Annotated in this window: 15 protein-coding genes; 5 read left to right on the top strand and 10 right to left on the bottom strand. The window is 62.5% G+C overall.

From position 1 onward, the window contains the following. Window positions 1-85: 85 nt before the first annotated feature. Window positions 86-1381, bottom strand: a complete 1296-nt coding sequence (locus UB48_RS12470) for a HAMP domain-containing sensor histidine kinase (protein ID WP_045197383.1) — start codon at window positions 1379-1381, stop codon at window positions 86-88. Further along, window positions 1371-2054, bottom strand: coding sequence for a two-component system response regulator ColR (gene colR / locus UB48_RS12465; protein ID WP_045197381.1), 684 nt, complete (start codon window positions 2052-2054; stop codon window positions 1371-1373). Before colR ends, UB48_RS12470 begins: the two co-directional genes overlap by 11 nt. Before the next feature lie 188 nt (window positions 2055-2242). On the opposite strand from colR, the gene UB48_RS12460 reads away from it, so the two are divergent. Next, a complete protein-coding gene (locus tag UB48_RS12460) occupies window positions 2243-2971 on the top strand; it encodes a phosphatase PAP2 family protein (protein WP_045197379.1) in 729 nt (242 codons plus the stop codon). 62 nt (window positions 2972-3033) lie between these two features. Here the strand turns inward: UB48_RS12460 and groL are convergent, their stop codons facing one another. From groL to UB48_RS12435, 5 genes are all read right to left on the bottom strand, one after another. Further along, window positions 3034-4686, bottom strand: a complete 1653-nt coding sequence (groL, locus tag UB48_RS12455; protein WP_045197377.1) for a chaperonin GroEL — start codon at window positions 4684-4686, stop codon at window positions 3034-3036. A 47-nt stretch (window positions 4687-4733) separates the two neighbouring features. Next, window positions 4734-5027: a co-chaperone GroES gene (locus UB48_RS12450; RefSeq protein WP_003260750.1), complete on the bottom strand. Its 294-nt coding sequence runs from the start codon at window positions 5025-5027 to the stop codon at window positions 4734-4736. Between the two features lie 257 nt (window positions 5028-5284). Beyond that, window positions 5285-5785, bottom strand: coding sequence for an FxsA family protein (locus UB48_RS12445; RefSeq protein ID WP_045197374.1), 501 nt, complete (start codon window positions 5783-5785; stop codon window positions 5285-5287). A 64-nt stretch (window positions 5786-5849) separates the two neighbouring features. After that, a complete protein-coding gene (locus UB48_RS12440) occupies window positions 5850-6581 on the bottom strand; it encodes a HugZ family protein (protein WP_045197372.1) in 732 nt (243 codons plus the stop codon). 108 nt (window positions 6582-6689) lie between these two features. After that, entirely contained in the window at window positions 6690-7697 is a 1008-nt protein-coding gene (locus tag UB48_RS12435) for a DUF481 domain-containing protein (RefSeq protein ID WP_045197889.1), read from the bottom strand. Between the two features lie 152 nt (window positions 7698-7849). Here UB48_RS12435 and UB48_RS12430 point away from each other — a divergent pair, with 152 nt between their 5' ends. Together UB48_RS12430 and UB48_RS12425 are read left to right on the top strand one after the other, a co-directional pair. Next, window positions 7850-8203 (top strand): MGMT family protein, encoded by a 354-nt coding sequence (locus UB48_RS12430; RefSeq protein ID WP_045197370.1) that lies wholly within the window; start codon window positions 7850-7852, stop codon window positions 8201-8203. 43 nt (window positions 8204-8246) lie between these two features. Then, window positions 8247-9788 carry an AmpG family muropeptide MFS transporter gene (locus tag UB48_RS12425; protein ID WP_045197368.1) on the top strand — a complete coding sequence of 514 codons (1542 nt, stop codon included), beginning with the start codon at window positions 8247-8249 and terminating at the stop codon, window positions 9786-9788. 24 nt (window positions 9789-9812) lie between these two features. Here the strand turns inward: UB48_RS12425 and UB48_RS12420 are convergent, their stop codons facing one another. From UB48_RS12420 to UB48_RS12410, 3 genes are all read right to left on the bottom strand, one after another. Beyond that, window positions 9813-11063, bottom strand: a complete 1251-nt coding sequence (locus tag UB48_RS12420; RefSeq protein WP_045197366.1) for an MFS transporter — start codon at window positions 11061-11063, stop codon at window positions 9813-9815. A 166-nt stretch (window positions 11064-11229) separates the two neighbouring features. Beyond that, window positions 11230-12072 (bottom strand): mechanosensitive ion channel family protein, encoded by an 843-nt coding sequence (locus UB48_RS12415; protein WP_045197365.1) that lies wholly within the window; start codon window positions 12070-12072, stop codon window positions 11230-11232. A gap of 116 nt (window positions 12073-12188) precedes the next feature. Then, window positions 12189-12674, bottom strand: a complete 486-nt coding sequence (locus UB48_RS12410; RefSeq protein ID WP_045197363.1) for a YajQ family cyclic di-GMP-binding protein — start codon at window positions 12672-12674, stop codon at window positions 12189-12191. A 113-nt stretch (window positions 12675-12787) separates the two neighbouring features. Here UB48_RS12410 and UB48_RS12405 point away from each other — a divergent pair, with 113 nt between their 5' ends. Continuing rightward, a complete protein-coding gene (locus tag UB48_RS12405) occupies window positions 12788-13705 on the top strand; it encodes a putative 2-dehydropantoate 2-reductase (protein ID WP_045197361.1) in 918 nt (305 codons plus the stop codon). A 51-nt stretch (window positions 13706-13756) separates the two neighbouring features. After that, entirely contained in the window at window positions 13757-15769 is a 2013-nt protein-coding gene (locus UB48_RS12400; protein ID WP_045197359.1) for an ATP-binding protein, read from the top strand. Window positions 15770-15771 lie beyond the last annotated feature (2 nt).

The following is a 15771-nucleotide window of genomic DNA, read 5'->3' as shown; positions in this document are numbered from 1 at the left end:
CAGGTCATGCTGGTGTGAAAAATTTGTTAGTTTTCACGGTAAAGGTTTCAACAAATTACAAAGTTTCACACCGGCCAATGCCCTGTTACCCCTCGAGCGGCCGCTCGGGTGCCAGGCTCAGGTCGACATGGAAGCGGCAGCCATGGGGCACCATAGCGCTAAGGCTGACCGACCAGCCCTGATCGTCACAGATCCGCTGCACCAGCGACAAACCCAGGCCCAGGCCTTCGCCACGCCGTTCGTCGCCGCGCACGAACGGCCGGAACATGGCTTCGCGCTGCTCTTCGGGAATCCCCACGCCACTGTCCTCGACCAGAAACCCGGCAGGCTCCAGGGTCAGGCGGATAAAGCCTTGGTCGGTGTAGTGCGCGGCGTTGCGCAGCAGGTTGCCCATCACCGCCTGCAGAAAGGTGGCGTTGTACAAGGTCGAGGTTGCGGCCTTGGGGTCGTACAGCAAGGTCAGGCCTTTCTGCTCGATGGTGTCGCGCCAGACGCCAATCAGGTCATCGGCGACTTCCTTCATGGTTGCCTGCGAGGCCACTGCGCCTTCGTCGCGCTGGGCACGGGCAAGCATCAGGAAGGTTTTCACCAGTTCCTGCATCTCTTCAGTGGCGCGGGCGATACGTTCGACCTGGGAGCGCGCCCGGGGCTCCATGTTGGGGTTGACCAGCAACAGCTCGCAGGAGCTGGCCAGCACCATCAGCGGCGTACGCAGCTCGTGGCTGACGTCGCTGGTAAACAGGCGTTCACGGGTCAGGGCATCGCGCAGACGCCCAAGGGTGTCGTCGAAGGCCACCGCCAGCTGGCCGACTTCATCCGCGGCGTAATCTGGTGCCAAAGGTGGTGCCAGGCCGAGCAACTGGTCGCGGTGACGAACCTGGCGCGCCAGGCGGATCACCGGCGCCATAACCCGGCGGGCCAGGACCCAGCCGAGGAACACTGCCAGCGCCAGGCTCAACACGAAGCCGACCACCACGACGGCGAACAGCACCCGCTCGCGTTCTTCGAAATCGCTCTGGTCCTGGAGCAGGACATAGCGCCGGCCATCAACGATTTCGACCATCGCGTGGTAGGACAAGTCTTCGCGAAACACTTCGTGAAAGCCTCGTTCGAGATGGCGCAAATCCTTGGGCAGTTCGAATTCGTCGCGCCCGCCGCTGAAATAGAACAGTTGGTCCGGCCGTGGCCGGTGGCTCCAGTCGCCGACGCTGTCCATGCGCAGCAAGCGCTGCAGATCGCCGCCCAGTACCGCGGAAATCAGCCGCTCTTCGACCAGGTGCACGGTGGCGACGATGCCAAAGGCAAACGCCCCGGCCACCAGTGCGCTCATCAGGGCAAAAGCAATGATGATGCGCTGGGCAAGGCTCTGTCTAAACTCCATCACGGCCCTCGGCCAGACGATAGCCGACGCCGTGGACGGTATGCAGCAGGGGTTTTTCGAAGGGTTTGTCGATCACCTGGCGCAACTGGTGAACATGGCTGCGCAGGCTGTCGCTGTCCGGGCAGTCATCGCCCCACAGCGCCTCTTCGAGCACTTCGCGGCGCAGTACGTGCGGGCTCTTCTGCATCAGCACAGCCAGCAGCTTGAGGCCCACCGGGTTGAGTTTGAGCAGCTTGCCTTCGCGGGTCACTTCCAGGGTGTCCAGGTCGTAGATCAGGTCGCTGATCTGCAAGGTCCGGCGACCGCCGCCCTGGGCCCGGCGCAGTACTGCCTCGATGCGCGCGGCCAGCTCCGACAGCGCAAACGGCTTGAGCAGGTAATCGTCAGCGCCAGAACGAAAACCCTGCAAGCGGTCATCGAGCTGGTCTCGGGCGGTGAGCATGATCACCGGGGTATCACGCCGGGCATCTTCGCGCAGACGCTTGCACAGGGTGTAGCCGTCGATGCCGGGCAGCATGATGTCGAGCACGATCAGGTCGTAGTGCTCGGTAGCGGCCAGGTGCAGGCCGGACAGGCCATCCTGGGCACAATCCACCGTGTAGCCCTTCAGGCCCAGGTAGTCGGCCAGGTTGGCCAGGATATCGCGGTTGTCTTCAACCAGTAGAATTCGCATTGGGGTGTCTCCGGTCCGACGCTTTTGCCTGCTTGGCAGGCGCAGCTTAAGGCCATCAGCGCCGCCAGGCTAGGTCGGCGCGACTTTATTGCAGGTTAACGTTTTTTTCACCGAGCCTTCACGGACAGGTGATGGCGGCTGCCCGAGAATTGCCGGTCGGACTCCCCTTTGACCTGCCTGGACTTGCCATGTCACTACCCGCCTACTCCCGTCCGCTGAATTTCTGGATCGCCCTGGGCATTCCCGCCATTACCGCAATCATATTGATCCTGCTGGAACTGACCTCGCTGGACATGGACCTGGCCAAGATGGCGTTCGATCCGGTAGCCGGGCAGTTCATCGGCCGGCACAGCTATTTTCTCGAAGATATCCTGCACGACCGGGCCAAACAGGCGGTAATCGCCCTCGGTTTGCTGGCGATTGTCGCCTTCGCCGTGAGTTTCTTCTGGTCGCGGCTGTTCAGCTGGCGGCGGGAACTGGGTTGCCTGGTGCTGGCCATGGGTTTGTCGACCAGCTTTGTCACCCCGGTCAAGGCAGTAACTGCGGTGCAGTGCCCGTGGAGCCTGAGCGAGTTTGGTGGCAAGGAAACCTACAGCGAGCTGCTCAGCCCGCGCCCGGCTACCGACAAGCCCGGACGCTGCTGGCCAGGCGGCCATGCGGCAACCGGTTTTACCCTGTTTGCGCTGTTTTTTGTTTTGCGTGATCGGCGCCCGCGCCTGGCCAGGGCCGCGCTGGTATTCGCCTTTGGCCTGGGTACGCTGTTTTCGGTGGGGCGCATGCTGCAAGGCGCGCACTTTTTTTCGCACAACGTATGGACGGCGGTGTTTTGCTGGCTGATCAGCCTTGGCTGTTACTACTGGGTGCTGTACCGCCGGCCGGTTGAGGTCAAGCAGGACGCGCTGGTGCCTGCAAAGTAAAAACGCAGGCATAAAAAAGCCCCGCACAAGGCGGGGCTTTTTATCGAGCGGGTAAGGCTAGCTTACATCATGCCGCCCATGCCACCCATACCACCCATGCCGCCCATGTCTGGCATGCCGCCGCCAGCACCAGCTTCCACTGGAGCGTCAGCAACCATGGCTTCGGTGGTGATCATCAGACCGCCAATCGAAGCTGCAGCTTGCAGGGCCGAACGGGTTACCTTGGCAGGGTCGAGGATACCCATCTCGATCATGTCGCCGTACTCGCCGGTAGCAGCGTTGTAACCGAAGTTGCCGGAACCTTGCTTGACCTTGTCGACAACCACGCTTGGCTCGTCGCCGGCGTTGGCAACGATCTGACGCAGTGGCGCTTCAACAGCGCGACGCAGCAGCTGAATACCGACGTTCTGGTCTTCGTTGTCGCCTTTGAGCTCGGAGATAGCTTGCAGCGAGCGAACCAGGGCAACACCACCGCCAGGCACCACGCCTTCTTCGACGGCTGCACGGGTAGCGTGCAGGGCGTCTTCAACGCGGGCTTTCTTCTCTTTCATTTCGACTTCGGTGCCAGCACCGACCTTGATCACGGCAACACCGCCAGCCAGCTTGGCCAGACGCTCTTGCAGTTTTTCACGGTCGTAGTCCGAGGAAGTCTCGGCAACCTGAGCGCGGATCTGGGTGATGCGCGCTTCGATATCGCCTTGAACACCAGCGCCGTCGACGATGATGGTGTTTTCCTTGGACAGGGTCACACGCTTGGCGTTACCCAGGTGCTCCAGGGTAGCGGATTCCAGGCTCAGGCCGATTTCTTCGGAGATCACGGTACCGCCGGTCAGGACGGCGATGTCCTGCAGCATGGCCTTGCGGCGGTCGCCGAAGCCAGGGGCCTTGACTGCAGCAACCTTGACGATGCCGCGCATGTTGTTGACCACCAGGGTGGCCAGCGCTTCGCCTTCGACGTCTTCAGCCACGATCAGCAGCGGACGGCCGGCCTTGGCAACGGCTTCCAGAACTGGCAGCAGTTCGCGGATGTTGGAGATTTTCTTGTCAACCAGCAGCAGCAGCGGGCCATCCAGCTCGGCGACCATGGTGTCTGGCTTGTTGACGAAGTAAGGGGACAGGTAGCCGCGGTCGAACTGCATGCCTTCTACGACCGACAGTTCGTTTTCCAGGCCCGAGCCTTCTTCGACGGTAATCACGCCTTCTTTACCGACTTTTTCCATGGCTTCGGCGATGATGTCACCGATGGAGTTGTCGGAGTTGGCCGAGATGGTGCCGACCTGAGCGATGGCCTTGGAGTCGGCGCATGGCTTGGACAGGGACTTCAGCTCTTTGACGATGGCGATGGTGGCTTTGTCGATACCACGCTTGAGGTCCATCGGGTTCATGCCGGCAGCAACGGCTTTCAGGCCTTCGCTAACAATGGCCTGAGCCAGAACGGTAGCGGTGGTGGTGCCGTCACCAGCTTCGTCGTTGGCCTTGGAGGCAACGTCTTTCAGCAGCTGGGCGCCCATGTTTTCAAAGGCGTCTTTGAGCTCGATTTCTTTGGCAACCGAAACACCGTCTTTGGTGATGGTTGGAGCGCCGAAGCTCTTGGCCAGAACAACGTTACGGCCTTTCGGGCCCAGGGTGGCTTTTACAGCGTCAGCCAGAACGTTGACACCAACGAGCATTTTCTTACGGGCGGAGTCGCCGAATTTTACGTCTTTAGCAGCCATGATCGTTTAATCCTTGAATACTTTGGAGTAACGGGAAACCAGCGGAATCAGCCTTCGATGACAGCGAGAATTTCGTTCTCAGCCATCACCAGCAGGTCTTCGCCGTCAACTTTCACAGTGTTGCTGCCCGAGTAAGGGCCGAAAACCACCTTGTCACCCACTTTCACGGCCAGCGCACGCACTTCACCGTTGTCCAGGATGCGACCGGTACCTACAGCGACGACTTCGCCACGGTTAGGTTTTTCAGCGGCCGAACCTGGCAGAACGATACCGCCAGCGGTTTTCGATTCTTCTTCGCTGCGACGGATAACGACGCGGTCATGCAGAGGACGAAGCTTCATTGTCGATCTCTCCTAATTGTGGTTTTCATCGGCCGGTATAGACACCGGCGGGTTGATGCTTGCGGCGTAGCCGCTCGTAGCCCGCGGGGCGGACCACACATGTAATGTCTGGTGCAAATCACCAGAAACCTTGCGGTGACCCATACATGAGGTCGCCAAGAGCAATTACAAGGCTTGGCTGTGAAAATTTTTAGCGATCGGCGCTGCACAAAGCAAAACGGCCTCGATAGGGGCCGTTGGCAAAGCACAGGTAACCTTTACAAGTCCCGTGGATTGCGCAGGTTAGGCTGAGCAGGATCTTCACGGCCGACCACTTCACCTTCGATCACCGTTGGCTGGTGGCCACCGGGCTGGCCCGGCCGCGCCATGAACGGATCATCGCCAAAGGCGCGCTGGCGCATGGCCTGGGCCTCGGCGCGCTCGCGCATCTTGCGCCCGAGCAGGCGACGGGTGAACGGCAGCAGGCAGACCAGGCCGATCACGTCACTGATGAAGCCGGGCAACAGCAGCAGGCCGCCACCGAGCGCCAGCATCAGGCCGTGGAACATGTCCTCGGCCGGCAGCTCGCCGCGCTGCAGGCTCTCGCGGGCACGCAGGGCGGTGGCCAGGCCCGCCACCCGCACCACCAGCACGCCCAGGGCGGAGCCGGCGATGATCAGCAGCAGCGCGGGAAAGAAGCCGATCGCGGTGCTGACCTTGAAAAACACATACAGCTCCAGCACCGGAAAAATCAGAAACAGCAATAGAAAAGCACGCATCAACGGTTCCTCTGCGCAAGATGTCCTTGCAGTAGACCTTTAATGGATGCGATCCCTCGCCATTTCAAGCCTCGGCGGCTTGCCGTCGAGGCCATTGATCGGCGCGGGCCAGAAAAACCAGGGCTTCGCGCACTTGTATCGGCGTATTGCAAGGCGCTGCGAACGGCAACCAGTGCAGGGCCTGGCCAATGCGCAGGTGCATGCCCTCGCTGTCGATGCCGACCATCTGCGCCGCCGCGCCCTGGGGCAGGCCGCTGAGCTGGACGTAGTGCTCGATGGCGTTGGCGTGATCGCTGTTCATGTGCTCGATCATGCTCTGTTCGGCCTTGCCGGCAAAGGGGTTGACCAGGTTCAGGTGATCGATCCAGTGGATTGCGCCGAAGCCGCCGATGTAGCGATGGCGCACCGGCTTGAGCACCCAGAAGTCGAAATCGTGGGCTTTATGGTAGTTGGCCGATTCGGGGAAGTAACGGTAATAGCGCTCGGCAGCGGCTTCAACCGCCTCGGTCTCGACCAGCTGTTGCGCCTCGGCCAGCACGGTCAGGCGGCCCACCGCCTGGACGTCCTCGGCGTCGCGCTCGCCCACCAGCAGCGAGCACTTGGGGTCTTTTTGCAGGTTGTGGGTGTGCTGGGCAATGCGGCTGATCAGGATCAGCGGATTGCCGTCGGCATCCAGGCAATAGGGCACCACCGATCCGAACGGAAAGCCCGGCATCGATTTGGAATGGGTCGACAGCACCCCGCGGTATTCCTTGAGCAGCAGCTCCCGTGCCTGTGTTGCGGCTTTAGCGCTCACTGTATGACTCCCCGCTCGATAATCGTCGTAATGCCGAGCGTGCATGCGCGCACGCCCAGGCTAGTTAACCGACAAAATAATCATTATCGCTCGGTGTTGCCAGCGTGCTTACCAGGCCACACCGAAACCTGCGGTATAGCGGGTCTTGTCCAGGTCGCTGTCGCGGGTGCCGCTGATGATGTCTTTCTCGGCCTTGAGGTTGAGCGAGGCCCACTCGGTAACCTTGTAGCGCAGGCCGACCTCGGCATCCAGGGCGTACTCGGCGACGCCGCCCAGCGGTTTGCCGACTTCGCCGTTGGTGAAGAACTCGACGCGCTTGCCAATCAGGTAGCGGTTGTAGTCCCACTTCATGGCCAGCGAGTAGAAGTTGTCTTTGCCGCCGTCGGCGTATTCATAGTCGGTACGGTTGACCAGCGAACCGAGCGAGAACGCGCCCAGTTCGTCATCCCAGAACTGGTAGCCCGGGCCGGTACCCACGGTGCGCTGGCGGGCGAGGTCTTCGATGTGGTCACGCTTGTATTCCAGACGGCCCTGCCAGAACCACTTCTCGGTGATGAAGCGGTCCAGCGCGTATTCGGCGCTCCAGTTGTTGGTGGTGGTGACCTCGTCCTTGCTTTCGCGGTTGTATTCGCCTTCGGCCTGATGGCGCCAGCGGCCGTGACGGGCGGTGGTCTTGAAGTCGATGTCGTAGTCGTCGCTGTCGGTTTCGGCGCGCTTATAGTCCATGGCCAGGTCGACATTGCCCTTCCACGACAGGTCCTCGACCACAGGCTTTGGCTTCATGATCTGCTGGATGCTGGCCAGTTCGACAGTCTTGGGGGCCTCGCCGTTGGCCAGAACGACCTTGCCGTCTTCGGCAGCCTGCAGCGACTTGGCTTTTTCGCCGCTGTAGGCGTCTTGCTTGACCAGCAACTCCTGATCGCTTTCCAGGGTCTGCACCTGCTTCCAGTCCAGGGCAATGGAGCCGCCATAAGGCGTTTCGAGCAACAGTTTACCGCCATCGAAGACCTTGATCTTGCCGCTCAGCTTGTCACCGTTTTTCATCCACACGGTGTCGGCAAGGGCGGGGGAACAGGCAGCAGCGAGGGCAACGCACAACAAGGCTCTAGGAAACATAAGCGGCAACGGACTCGGGTTCGCGAAAAAAGTCGGGCATTATCCAGATACCCGCCATCAGAGCAAGGACTGACCTGCCCCATGTCGATGAGTTCAATTCTTATTTGCTCGAACAAACCTGCGCGTGCAGCGCGCAATACGCGAATCCCGCGATGAACGGGATTCCCGGCGATCCGACCGAAAGCGCCGAAGCCCGACGAATGGCACTCTACCTGGTGCTTGGCCAGGTGCCCGCGGGCAAGGTGATCAGCTACGGCGAACTGGCGCAACTGGCAGGTTTAGGCCGCGCGGCGCGCTGGGTCGGGCGTACCCTCAGCCAGTTGCCCAGCGATACCCAGTTGCCCTGGCACCGGGTGCTGGGCGCCGGCGGACGCCTGAGCCTGGCCCTGGGCACCCCTTCAGGCGATGAACAGCGGGCCCGGCTGCGCGCAGAAGGCATCACCTTGCACAATAATCGTGTGGATATGTTGCGCCATGGCTGGCGCCCGATGGAGCACAGCGGTTAGAGTGCGCGCTTTGTTTTCGTAAACTTGAGGCAGATGTTGGCCCATGCCCCGTAAAACCTGGCGCGCTGCGCTCGCTGCCTATGCCAGCCCGTCGACACTGGTGCTGTTGTTGCTCGGCTTTGCCGCCGGCCTGCCTTACATGCTGGTGTTTTCGACCCTGTCGGTATGGCTGCGCGAGGCCGGCGTGGCCCGTGAAACCATCGGCTATGCCAGCCTGATCGGCCTGGCCTATGCCTTCAAATGGGTGTGGTCGCCGCTGCTCGACCAATGGCGCCTGCCGTTGCTCGGCAAACTCGGGCGCCGCCGCTCCTGGCTGGTGCTGTCGCAAATCCTGGTGGTTATCGGCCTGATCGGCATGGGCTTCTGCGACCCGCAAAAGCACCTGTCCTGGCTGATTGCCCTGGCGGTGCTGGTGGCCTTTGCGTCGGCCACCCAGGACATTGCTGTCGACGCCTACCGCCTGGAAATCGCCGATGACCAGCGCCAGGCCGCGCTGGCCGCCAGCTACATGGCCGGCTACCGGGTTGCCGCGCTGCTGGCCACCGCCGGTGCCTTGTTCTTCGCCGAAGGCTTCGGCTCAACCGGCTTCAGCTACCTGCACAAGGCCTGGACCGGCACCTACGTGCTGTTCGGCGTGATGATGCTGCCGGCGCTGATCACCACCCTGCTGATGCGCGAACCGCCGGTGCCACTGCGCACCCAGCTGTCGGCGGCGCGCTATGGCCTGGCCCACCAGCTGGTGTCGGTGTTCGTGCTGATCATCCTGCTGGTGTCGGTACCGGCTACCTTCACCCAGCTGTACAACACCGATTTCGCCAGCGTGCTGTTCGAAGGCGTGAGCCTGCTCGACTTGCTGCTCGAAGACCGCGCCTTCCTGCGCGCAATCCTCTATATCACCCTCACCGCCCTGTGCCTGTCGTCCATGGGCCGCCGCGGCCTGGCACCGGTGCTGACCCCGGTCAACGACTTCATCACCCGCTATCGCTGGCAGGCCCTGCTGCTGCTCGGGTTGATCGCCACCTACCGGATGTCCGACACGGTGATGGGCGTGATGGCCAACGTGTTCTATATCGACCAGGGCTTCACCAAGGACCAGATCGCCAGCGTCAGCAAGATCTTCGGCCTGATCATGACCCTGGTGGGTGCCGGTTTCGGCGGCCTGCTGATTGTGCGCTTCGGCATCTTGCCGATCCTGTTCATCGGCGGCGTGGCGTCGGCGGCGACCAACATCCTGTTCCTGATGCTCGCCGACATGGGCGCCAACCTGCAGATGCTGATCGTCACCATCTCGCTGGACAACTTCAGCTCGGGCCTGGCCACCTCGGCGTTTGTCGCCTACCTGTCGAGCCTGACCAACCTGAAGTTCTCGGCAACCCAATATGCCCTGCTCAGCTCGATCATGCTGCTGTTGCCGCGGCTGATCGGCGGCTATTCAGGGGTCATGGTCGAGAAGTTCGGCTACCACGACTTCTTCCTGATCACCGCCCTGCTCGGCGTGCCGACCCTGATCCTGATCGCCCTGCAATGGCGTCAGGAGCGCGGCAAGCCAGAGCCGGTCGAGCACCAGGTGGCAGAACGCCCCTGAACCGCGCTGAGGCTATCGCCGGGATTACTCCGGGATAGCCTCTGGCAGGTTGCTGGAAGCGCTCAGAACGACCCTCAGCGGCCATAGCGCAAGAATCCCCGCAGCGCCCGCCGCCAGGGCGAAGTGCACCAGGCTGGCACCCGCGCCGAGCATCGCCAGCAACGCCCCGCCAAGGCCCAGCAGGGCAATGGTGATCATCCCCAGCATCGCCGACACCAGGCCCTTGCTCTGCTCGCTGGAAAACAGCGTCATGCGGTACAGCACCGCGTTGGCGATGCCCAGGCCCAGAGCATACACCGACAGGCCGGCCACCAGGCTCAGCACCGAAGGCAGCAGCCAGGTGCCGAGCATCATGCCCAGCAAACCGATCAGAAACGGCCACAGCGCCCGCCGTACCAGGGTAGTCAGCGCGTAGCGGTCGGCGATGCGGTTGATGATCAGGTTGCCGAGGATCAACCCGCCGAACACTGGCAATTGCCACAGGGCGTAATCCAGGGTGCTCAGGCCCTCGTCATGGATCAGCAGCACCGGCGACAGGCCGATCCAGCCGATCAGCGGCAAGCCGACCAGACCCAAGGCAGCGCTGCCGGCGACAAAGCGGCGGTTGCTCAGCAGTTGCCCGTAGCCTGCCAGCAACGGCAGCAGGTGGATCGGCTGGAACGCCAGGCGTGAGCCGTCGCGGCGCTCGACGCCAAGGGTTTCCGGCATGAACCGATACAGGGCAAACCAGGCCAGCACCGCCGCCGCGCCGAACAGCACGAACAGCCAGCGCCAGGACACCCACTCCAGCAGCAGGGTGCCGACCAATGGCCCGAGCAGCGGCGAGAGCAAGGCAATATTGGCCAGCAAGGCCATCATCCGCACCGCGTCGGCCTCGCTGAACGCCTCGTTGAGCGCCGGGTAGCTGACGGTCACGACAAAGCCCAGGCCGATGCCCTGCAGCAGGCGCAGCAGGTTGAACAACTCGATGCCCTGCACCCAGAAGGTAGCGATGCAGGCCAGGCAGAAGAACGCGCAGCCACCCAGCAGCAGCGGTCGCCGCCCGTAACGGTCGGCCAGCGGGCCGATCAGCCATTGCAGGACAACGCCGCCAAGCAGGTAGAGGTTCAGCGCGTGGGGAATGAATTCGGGGCTGGCGTTCAGGTCACCGACCACCACCGGCATCGCCGGCATTACCACGTCACTGGCGAGGTAAGTGAGCAGTTCGAACAACGCCAGGGTCATGGCGAAACAAAACGCCCGCAACGGCGTGATGTTGATCAGGGGGGTAAGCATGATAAGACCGGGCAAACAGAAGTAAGCGAGCCTATATGCCAGAAAGCACCGGGCGCAGGTAGCGCGAAGACGTGAACAAGTGTAATGACTGCTGAAAGCATCGCGGGGCAAGCCCGCTCCTGCAGGATTGTGCAGGAGCGGGCTTGCCCCGCGATGGCGTCGGTCGTTACTGCACCGCCGCTTCCTGCACCACGCGGATCACCCGCTGCGGAAAGGGAATGTCGATGCCTTCGGCCTTGAGGCGGTCACGGGCATGCTCGTTGAGCATGAACAGCACGTCCCAGTAGTCGGCGGTGTTGACCCAGATGCGCAGCGATACCGTGATCGAGCTGTCGCCCAGGGTCGAAATCACTGCCTGTGGCGCCGGGTCCTGGTGCACCCGCGGGTCCTGGGCCAGTTCCAGCAGCACGTTGCGGGCCTTTTGCAGGTCGGCGTCGTAGTCCACGCCCACATCGAACACCACCTTGCGCGTCGGCTGGCGGTTGGTGTTGGTGATGATGCCGTTGGACAGGCTGCCATTAGGCAGGATCACGGTCTTGTTGTCGCCGGTGCGCAGCACGGTGTGGAAGATCTGGATGCTGTCGACGGTACCCGCAACCCCCTGGGCTTCGATCCAGTCACCGATGCGGAACGGGCGGAACAGCAAAATCAATACGCCACCGGCGAAGTTGGCCAGGCTGCCCTGCAGCGCCAGGCCGATGGCCAGGCCTGCGGCACCGATGGCGGCGACGAAGGAGGTGGTTTCGATGCCGATCATCGAAGCCACGCTGACAATCAGCAGGATCTTCAGGATGATGTTGGCCAGGCTGCTGATGAAGCCTTGCAGGGCCTGGTCGGCATTGCGCAGGGCCAGCAGTTTGCCCAGGCGGAAAGTGACTTTGTTGATCAGCCACCAGCCGATGGCCAGGGTCAGCAGCGCCAGCAACAGGCGGCTGCCGTATTCCATGATCAGCGGAAGCCAGGTTTGCGAAGCCTTGACCAGCTGGTCGACCTCAGCGTTGAAATCCATCGTATGTTCTCCTGATGCCGAGCGGCAAAGAGCTGAAAAAGACCTGCCGCAAACGTTTCAGCGGCACCTCGGCCCTCGGACGCCAAAAAGGCGCCAAGGTTCCGGGCTCCGCGACTTCAGTCGCGGAAATTGTTGAACTGCAGGGGCATGCCGAACTCTTTGGCGCGCAGGGCGGCGATCGCTTCTTGCAGGTCGTCGCGCTTCTTGCCGGTGACGCGCACCTGCTCGCCCTGGATGGCGGCCTGGACCTTGAGCTTGGCGTCCTTGATGTGGGCGACGATCTTCTTCGCCAGTTCTTTATCGATACCCTCTTTGAGCACCGCTTCCTGCTTCATGACCTTGCCCGAAGCGAAGGCGTCCTTCACTTCCAGGCACTGCACGTCGATCTTGCGCTTGACCAGGGCCAGCTTGAGGATCTCGATCATCGCTTCGAGCTGGAACTCGGCCTCGGCGGTCAGGTTGACGGTCAGTTCCTTTTCCTTGAACTCGAAGCTGCCCTTGCCCTTGAGGTCATAGCGACGGTCCAGGTCCTTGACCGCGTTTTCCACGGCGTTGGTGACTTCGTGCTTGTCCAGTTCCGATACCACGTCGAACGACGGCATACCTTTTCTCCAAAAAATAAAGGCACCCTCGCGGCTCTGCTGAAAGAGCGCGATGGAGCGCGCAGGGTTTGACGGTTAAAATACCGGATCATTATAACGGTTGCGAAACGCTGATGAGCAGCACCTGGCATATTCTCGGCGCCGGCAGTCTGGGCAGCCTCTGGGCCTGCCGGCTGGCCCGCGCCGGCAAACCGGTCCGGCTGATCCTGCGCGACAAGGCGCGGCTGCAGGCCTATGAAGCCGCAGGCGGCCTGACCCTGGTCGAACAGGACAAGGCGCAACTGCAGGCGATCCCCGCACAACTGGCCGACGACCACACGCCGATCCACCGCTTGCTGGTGGCCTGCAAGGCCTACGACGCCGAACAGGCGGTGGCGCAACTGGCGCCGCGCCTGGCTAAAGATGCCGAGCTGATCCTGCTGCAGAACGGTCTGGGCAGCCAGGAAGCTGTGGCCAACCGCGTACCCCACGCCCGCTGCGTGTCCGCCTCGAGCACCGAAGGCGCGTTCCGCGAGCAGGACTGGCAGGTTAATTTCGCCGGGCACGGCTTCAACTGGCTAGGCGATCCGGCCAACCCCGGCGCCCCGGACTGGCTCGATGACCTGAGCGAAGCCGGCATTCCCCACCAGTGGACCCCGGACATCCTCACCCGCCTGTGGCGCAAACTGGCGCTCAATTGTGCGATCAACCCGCTGACCGTGCTGCATGACTGTCGCAATGGCGGCCTGCAGGCGCATCAGTGCGAAGTCGCGACCCTGTGCGCCGAACTTGCCGAGCTGCTGCAATACTGCGGCCAGCCGCAAGCGGCCGAGGGCCTGGTCGATGAAGTGGAACGGGTGATCCATGCCACGGCGGCCAACTACTCTTCCATGTACCAGGATGTTCGCCACGGCCGGCGCACCGAAATCCACTACCTGCTCGGCCATGCCTGCCGCACCGCCAGCCGCCACGGCCGGCAGCTGCCGCACCTGGAACGGCTGTACCGGCGCCTGGTCGAACACCTGAACACGCGCGGATTGCCCAGCGACTGAGCACGGCGCTACCCTGCCCCTTCACCTACAGACCGGGACTACGCCTTTCACATGACTTTGCGCGAACGCCTGGAGAACCTGCCGGTCGGCCAGAAGTTGCTGGCCGCCCTGCTGGTGCTGCTGATCACTATCCTGCTGGTGGCCAACCTGACTTTTATCAGCGCCGCCTACTGGATTTCCCAGGAGAGCATGGCCCCGCAGGCCCTGCAGACCATTGGCCGGCTGGTGTCCAACCCGCAACTGGCGCAACAGGCCAGCGATTCGCCGGAGGCCGCCAAGGCCCTGCTCAAGGAACTCGACAGCTACACCCCGCTGCGCGCCGCCGCCCTGTACGGCAGCGACGGCAAGATGCTTGCGCAATTGCAGCACGGCGAAGCCCTGCCGTTGCCCAAGCGCTACCGCAACATCGACAACTGGCGCCTGACCGAATTTCGCAGCACGCAACTGGTGAGCCTGCCGCGCGCGGGCGGCCCGCCCGGCCATCTGCTGCTGGTGGCCAGCAGCGAGCTGCCGATGGCCTTCTACACCGGCACCCTGACCGCCAGCCTGGGCATCCTGGTGTTCAGCATCCTGCTGTGGATGATCATCGCCCGGCAGATCAAACGCCTGATCACCCAGCCGATCTACCAGCTCGAAGAACTCTCGCGCCAGGTCACCCGCGAAGAAAACTACGCCCTGCGCGCCAAGCGCGGCAACGATGACGAGATCGGCAGCCTGGCCGACGCCTTCAACACCATGCTCTCGCGCATCGAAGCCCGCGAGCAGCAGCTCAAGCGCACCCGCGACGAATTCCAGGACGCCTACGACCAGGCCCAGGGCCTGGCCGAAGAAACCCGTCATACCAACCGCAAGCTGGAGCTGGAAGTCCAGGTGCGCAGCAAGATCGAGAAAAAACTCACCGGTTTTCAGAACTATCTCAACAGCATCATCGACTCCATGCCCTCGGCGCTGATCGCCCTCGATGAGCAGCTCTATGTCACCCAGTGGAACCAGGAAGCCAGTGCGCTCTCCGGCACGCCGCTAGACGAAGCGCTGAACCAGCCGATCTTCCTTGCCTTCGAACCCCTCAAGCCGTTCTTACCGCAGCTCAAGGAGAGCGTCGAGAAGCACCGGGTGGCGAAGATCGAGCGGGTAACCTGGACCAAGGACGACGACGCCCGCCACTATGCCCTGACCTTTTACCCACTGATGGGCGGTGGCGGCCGCGGCGTGGTGATCCGCATCGACGACATCACCCAGCGCCTGTCGCTGGAAGAGATGATGGTGCAGTCGGAGAAGATGCTCTCGGTCGGCGGCCTGGCGGCGGGCATGGCCCACGAGATCAACAACCCGCTGGGCGCCATCCTGCACAACGTGCAGAACATTCGCCGGCGGCTATCGCCGGACCTTGCCAGGAACCTCGAACAGGCCGACGAGATCGGCATCGACTTGCCGACCGTCAACCGCTACCTGCAAAGCCGCGAAGTGCCGCAGTTGCTCGACGGCATCCAGCAGGCCGGCGCCCGCGCGGCAAAAATAGTGACCCACATGCTCAGCTTCAGCCGGCGCAGCAACCGCCAGTTGGCGCCTTGCGATTTGCCGGCGCTGATCGACCAGGCGGTGGAAATTGCCGGCAACGACTTTGACCTGACCATCGGCTTCGACTTCAAGGGCCAGGCCATCGTCCGCCAGTTCGACCCCAACCTGGGCCCGGTGCCGTGCACCGCCAACGAACTGGAACAGGTGTTGCTCAACCTGTTGAAAAACGCCGCCCAGGCCATTCACCTGCGCCACGACGACAGTGAGCCCGGGCGCATCACCCTGCGCACCCGGCTCAACCCGCCGTGGGCGGAGATCCAGGTCGAGGACAACGGCATCGGCATGCCCGAAGCGGTGCGCAAACGCACCTTCGAGCCGTTCTTCACCACCAAGGAAATCGGCCAGGGCACGGGCCTGGGCCTGTCGGTGTCGTATTTCATCATCACCAACAATCACAAGGGGCAGATGGAAGTGCAATCGGCACCGGGCCAGGGTACTTGCTTCACCTTGCGCCTGCCGCTTGCCCCAAGCAAAACGGAGTCTTGAGC

The sequence above is a fragment of the Pseudomonas sp. 2(2015) genome (assembly GCF_000955865.1).
In the GTDB taxonomy this organism is placed as follows: Bacteria; Pseudomonadota; Gammaproteobacteria; order Pseudomonadales; family Pseudomonadaceae; genus Aquipseudomonas.
The sequence above is the reverse complement of the archived record's forward strand: the minus strand, read 5'-3'. Positions and strand labels throughout refer to the sequence as shown.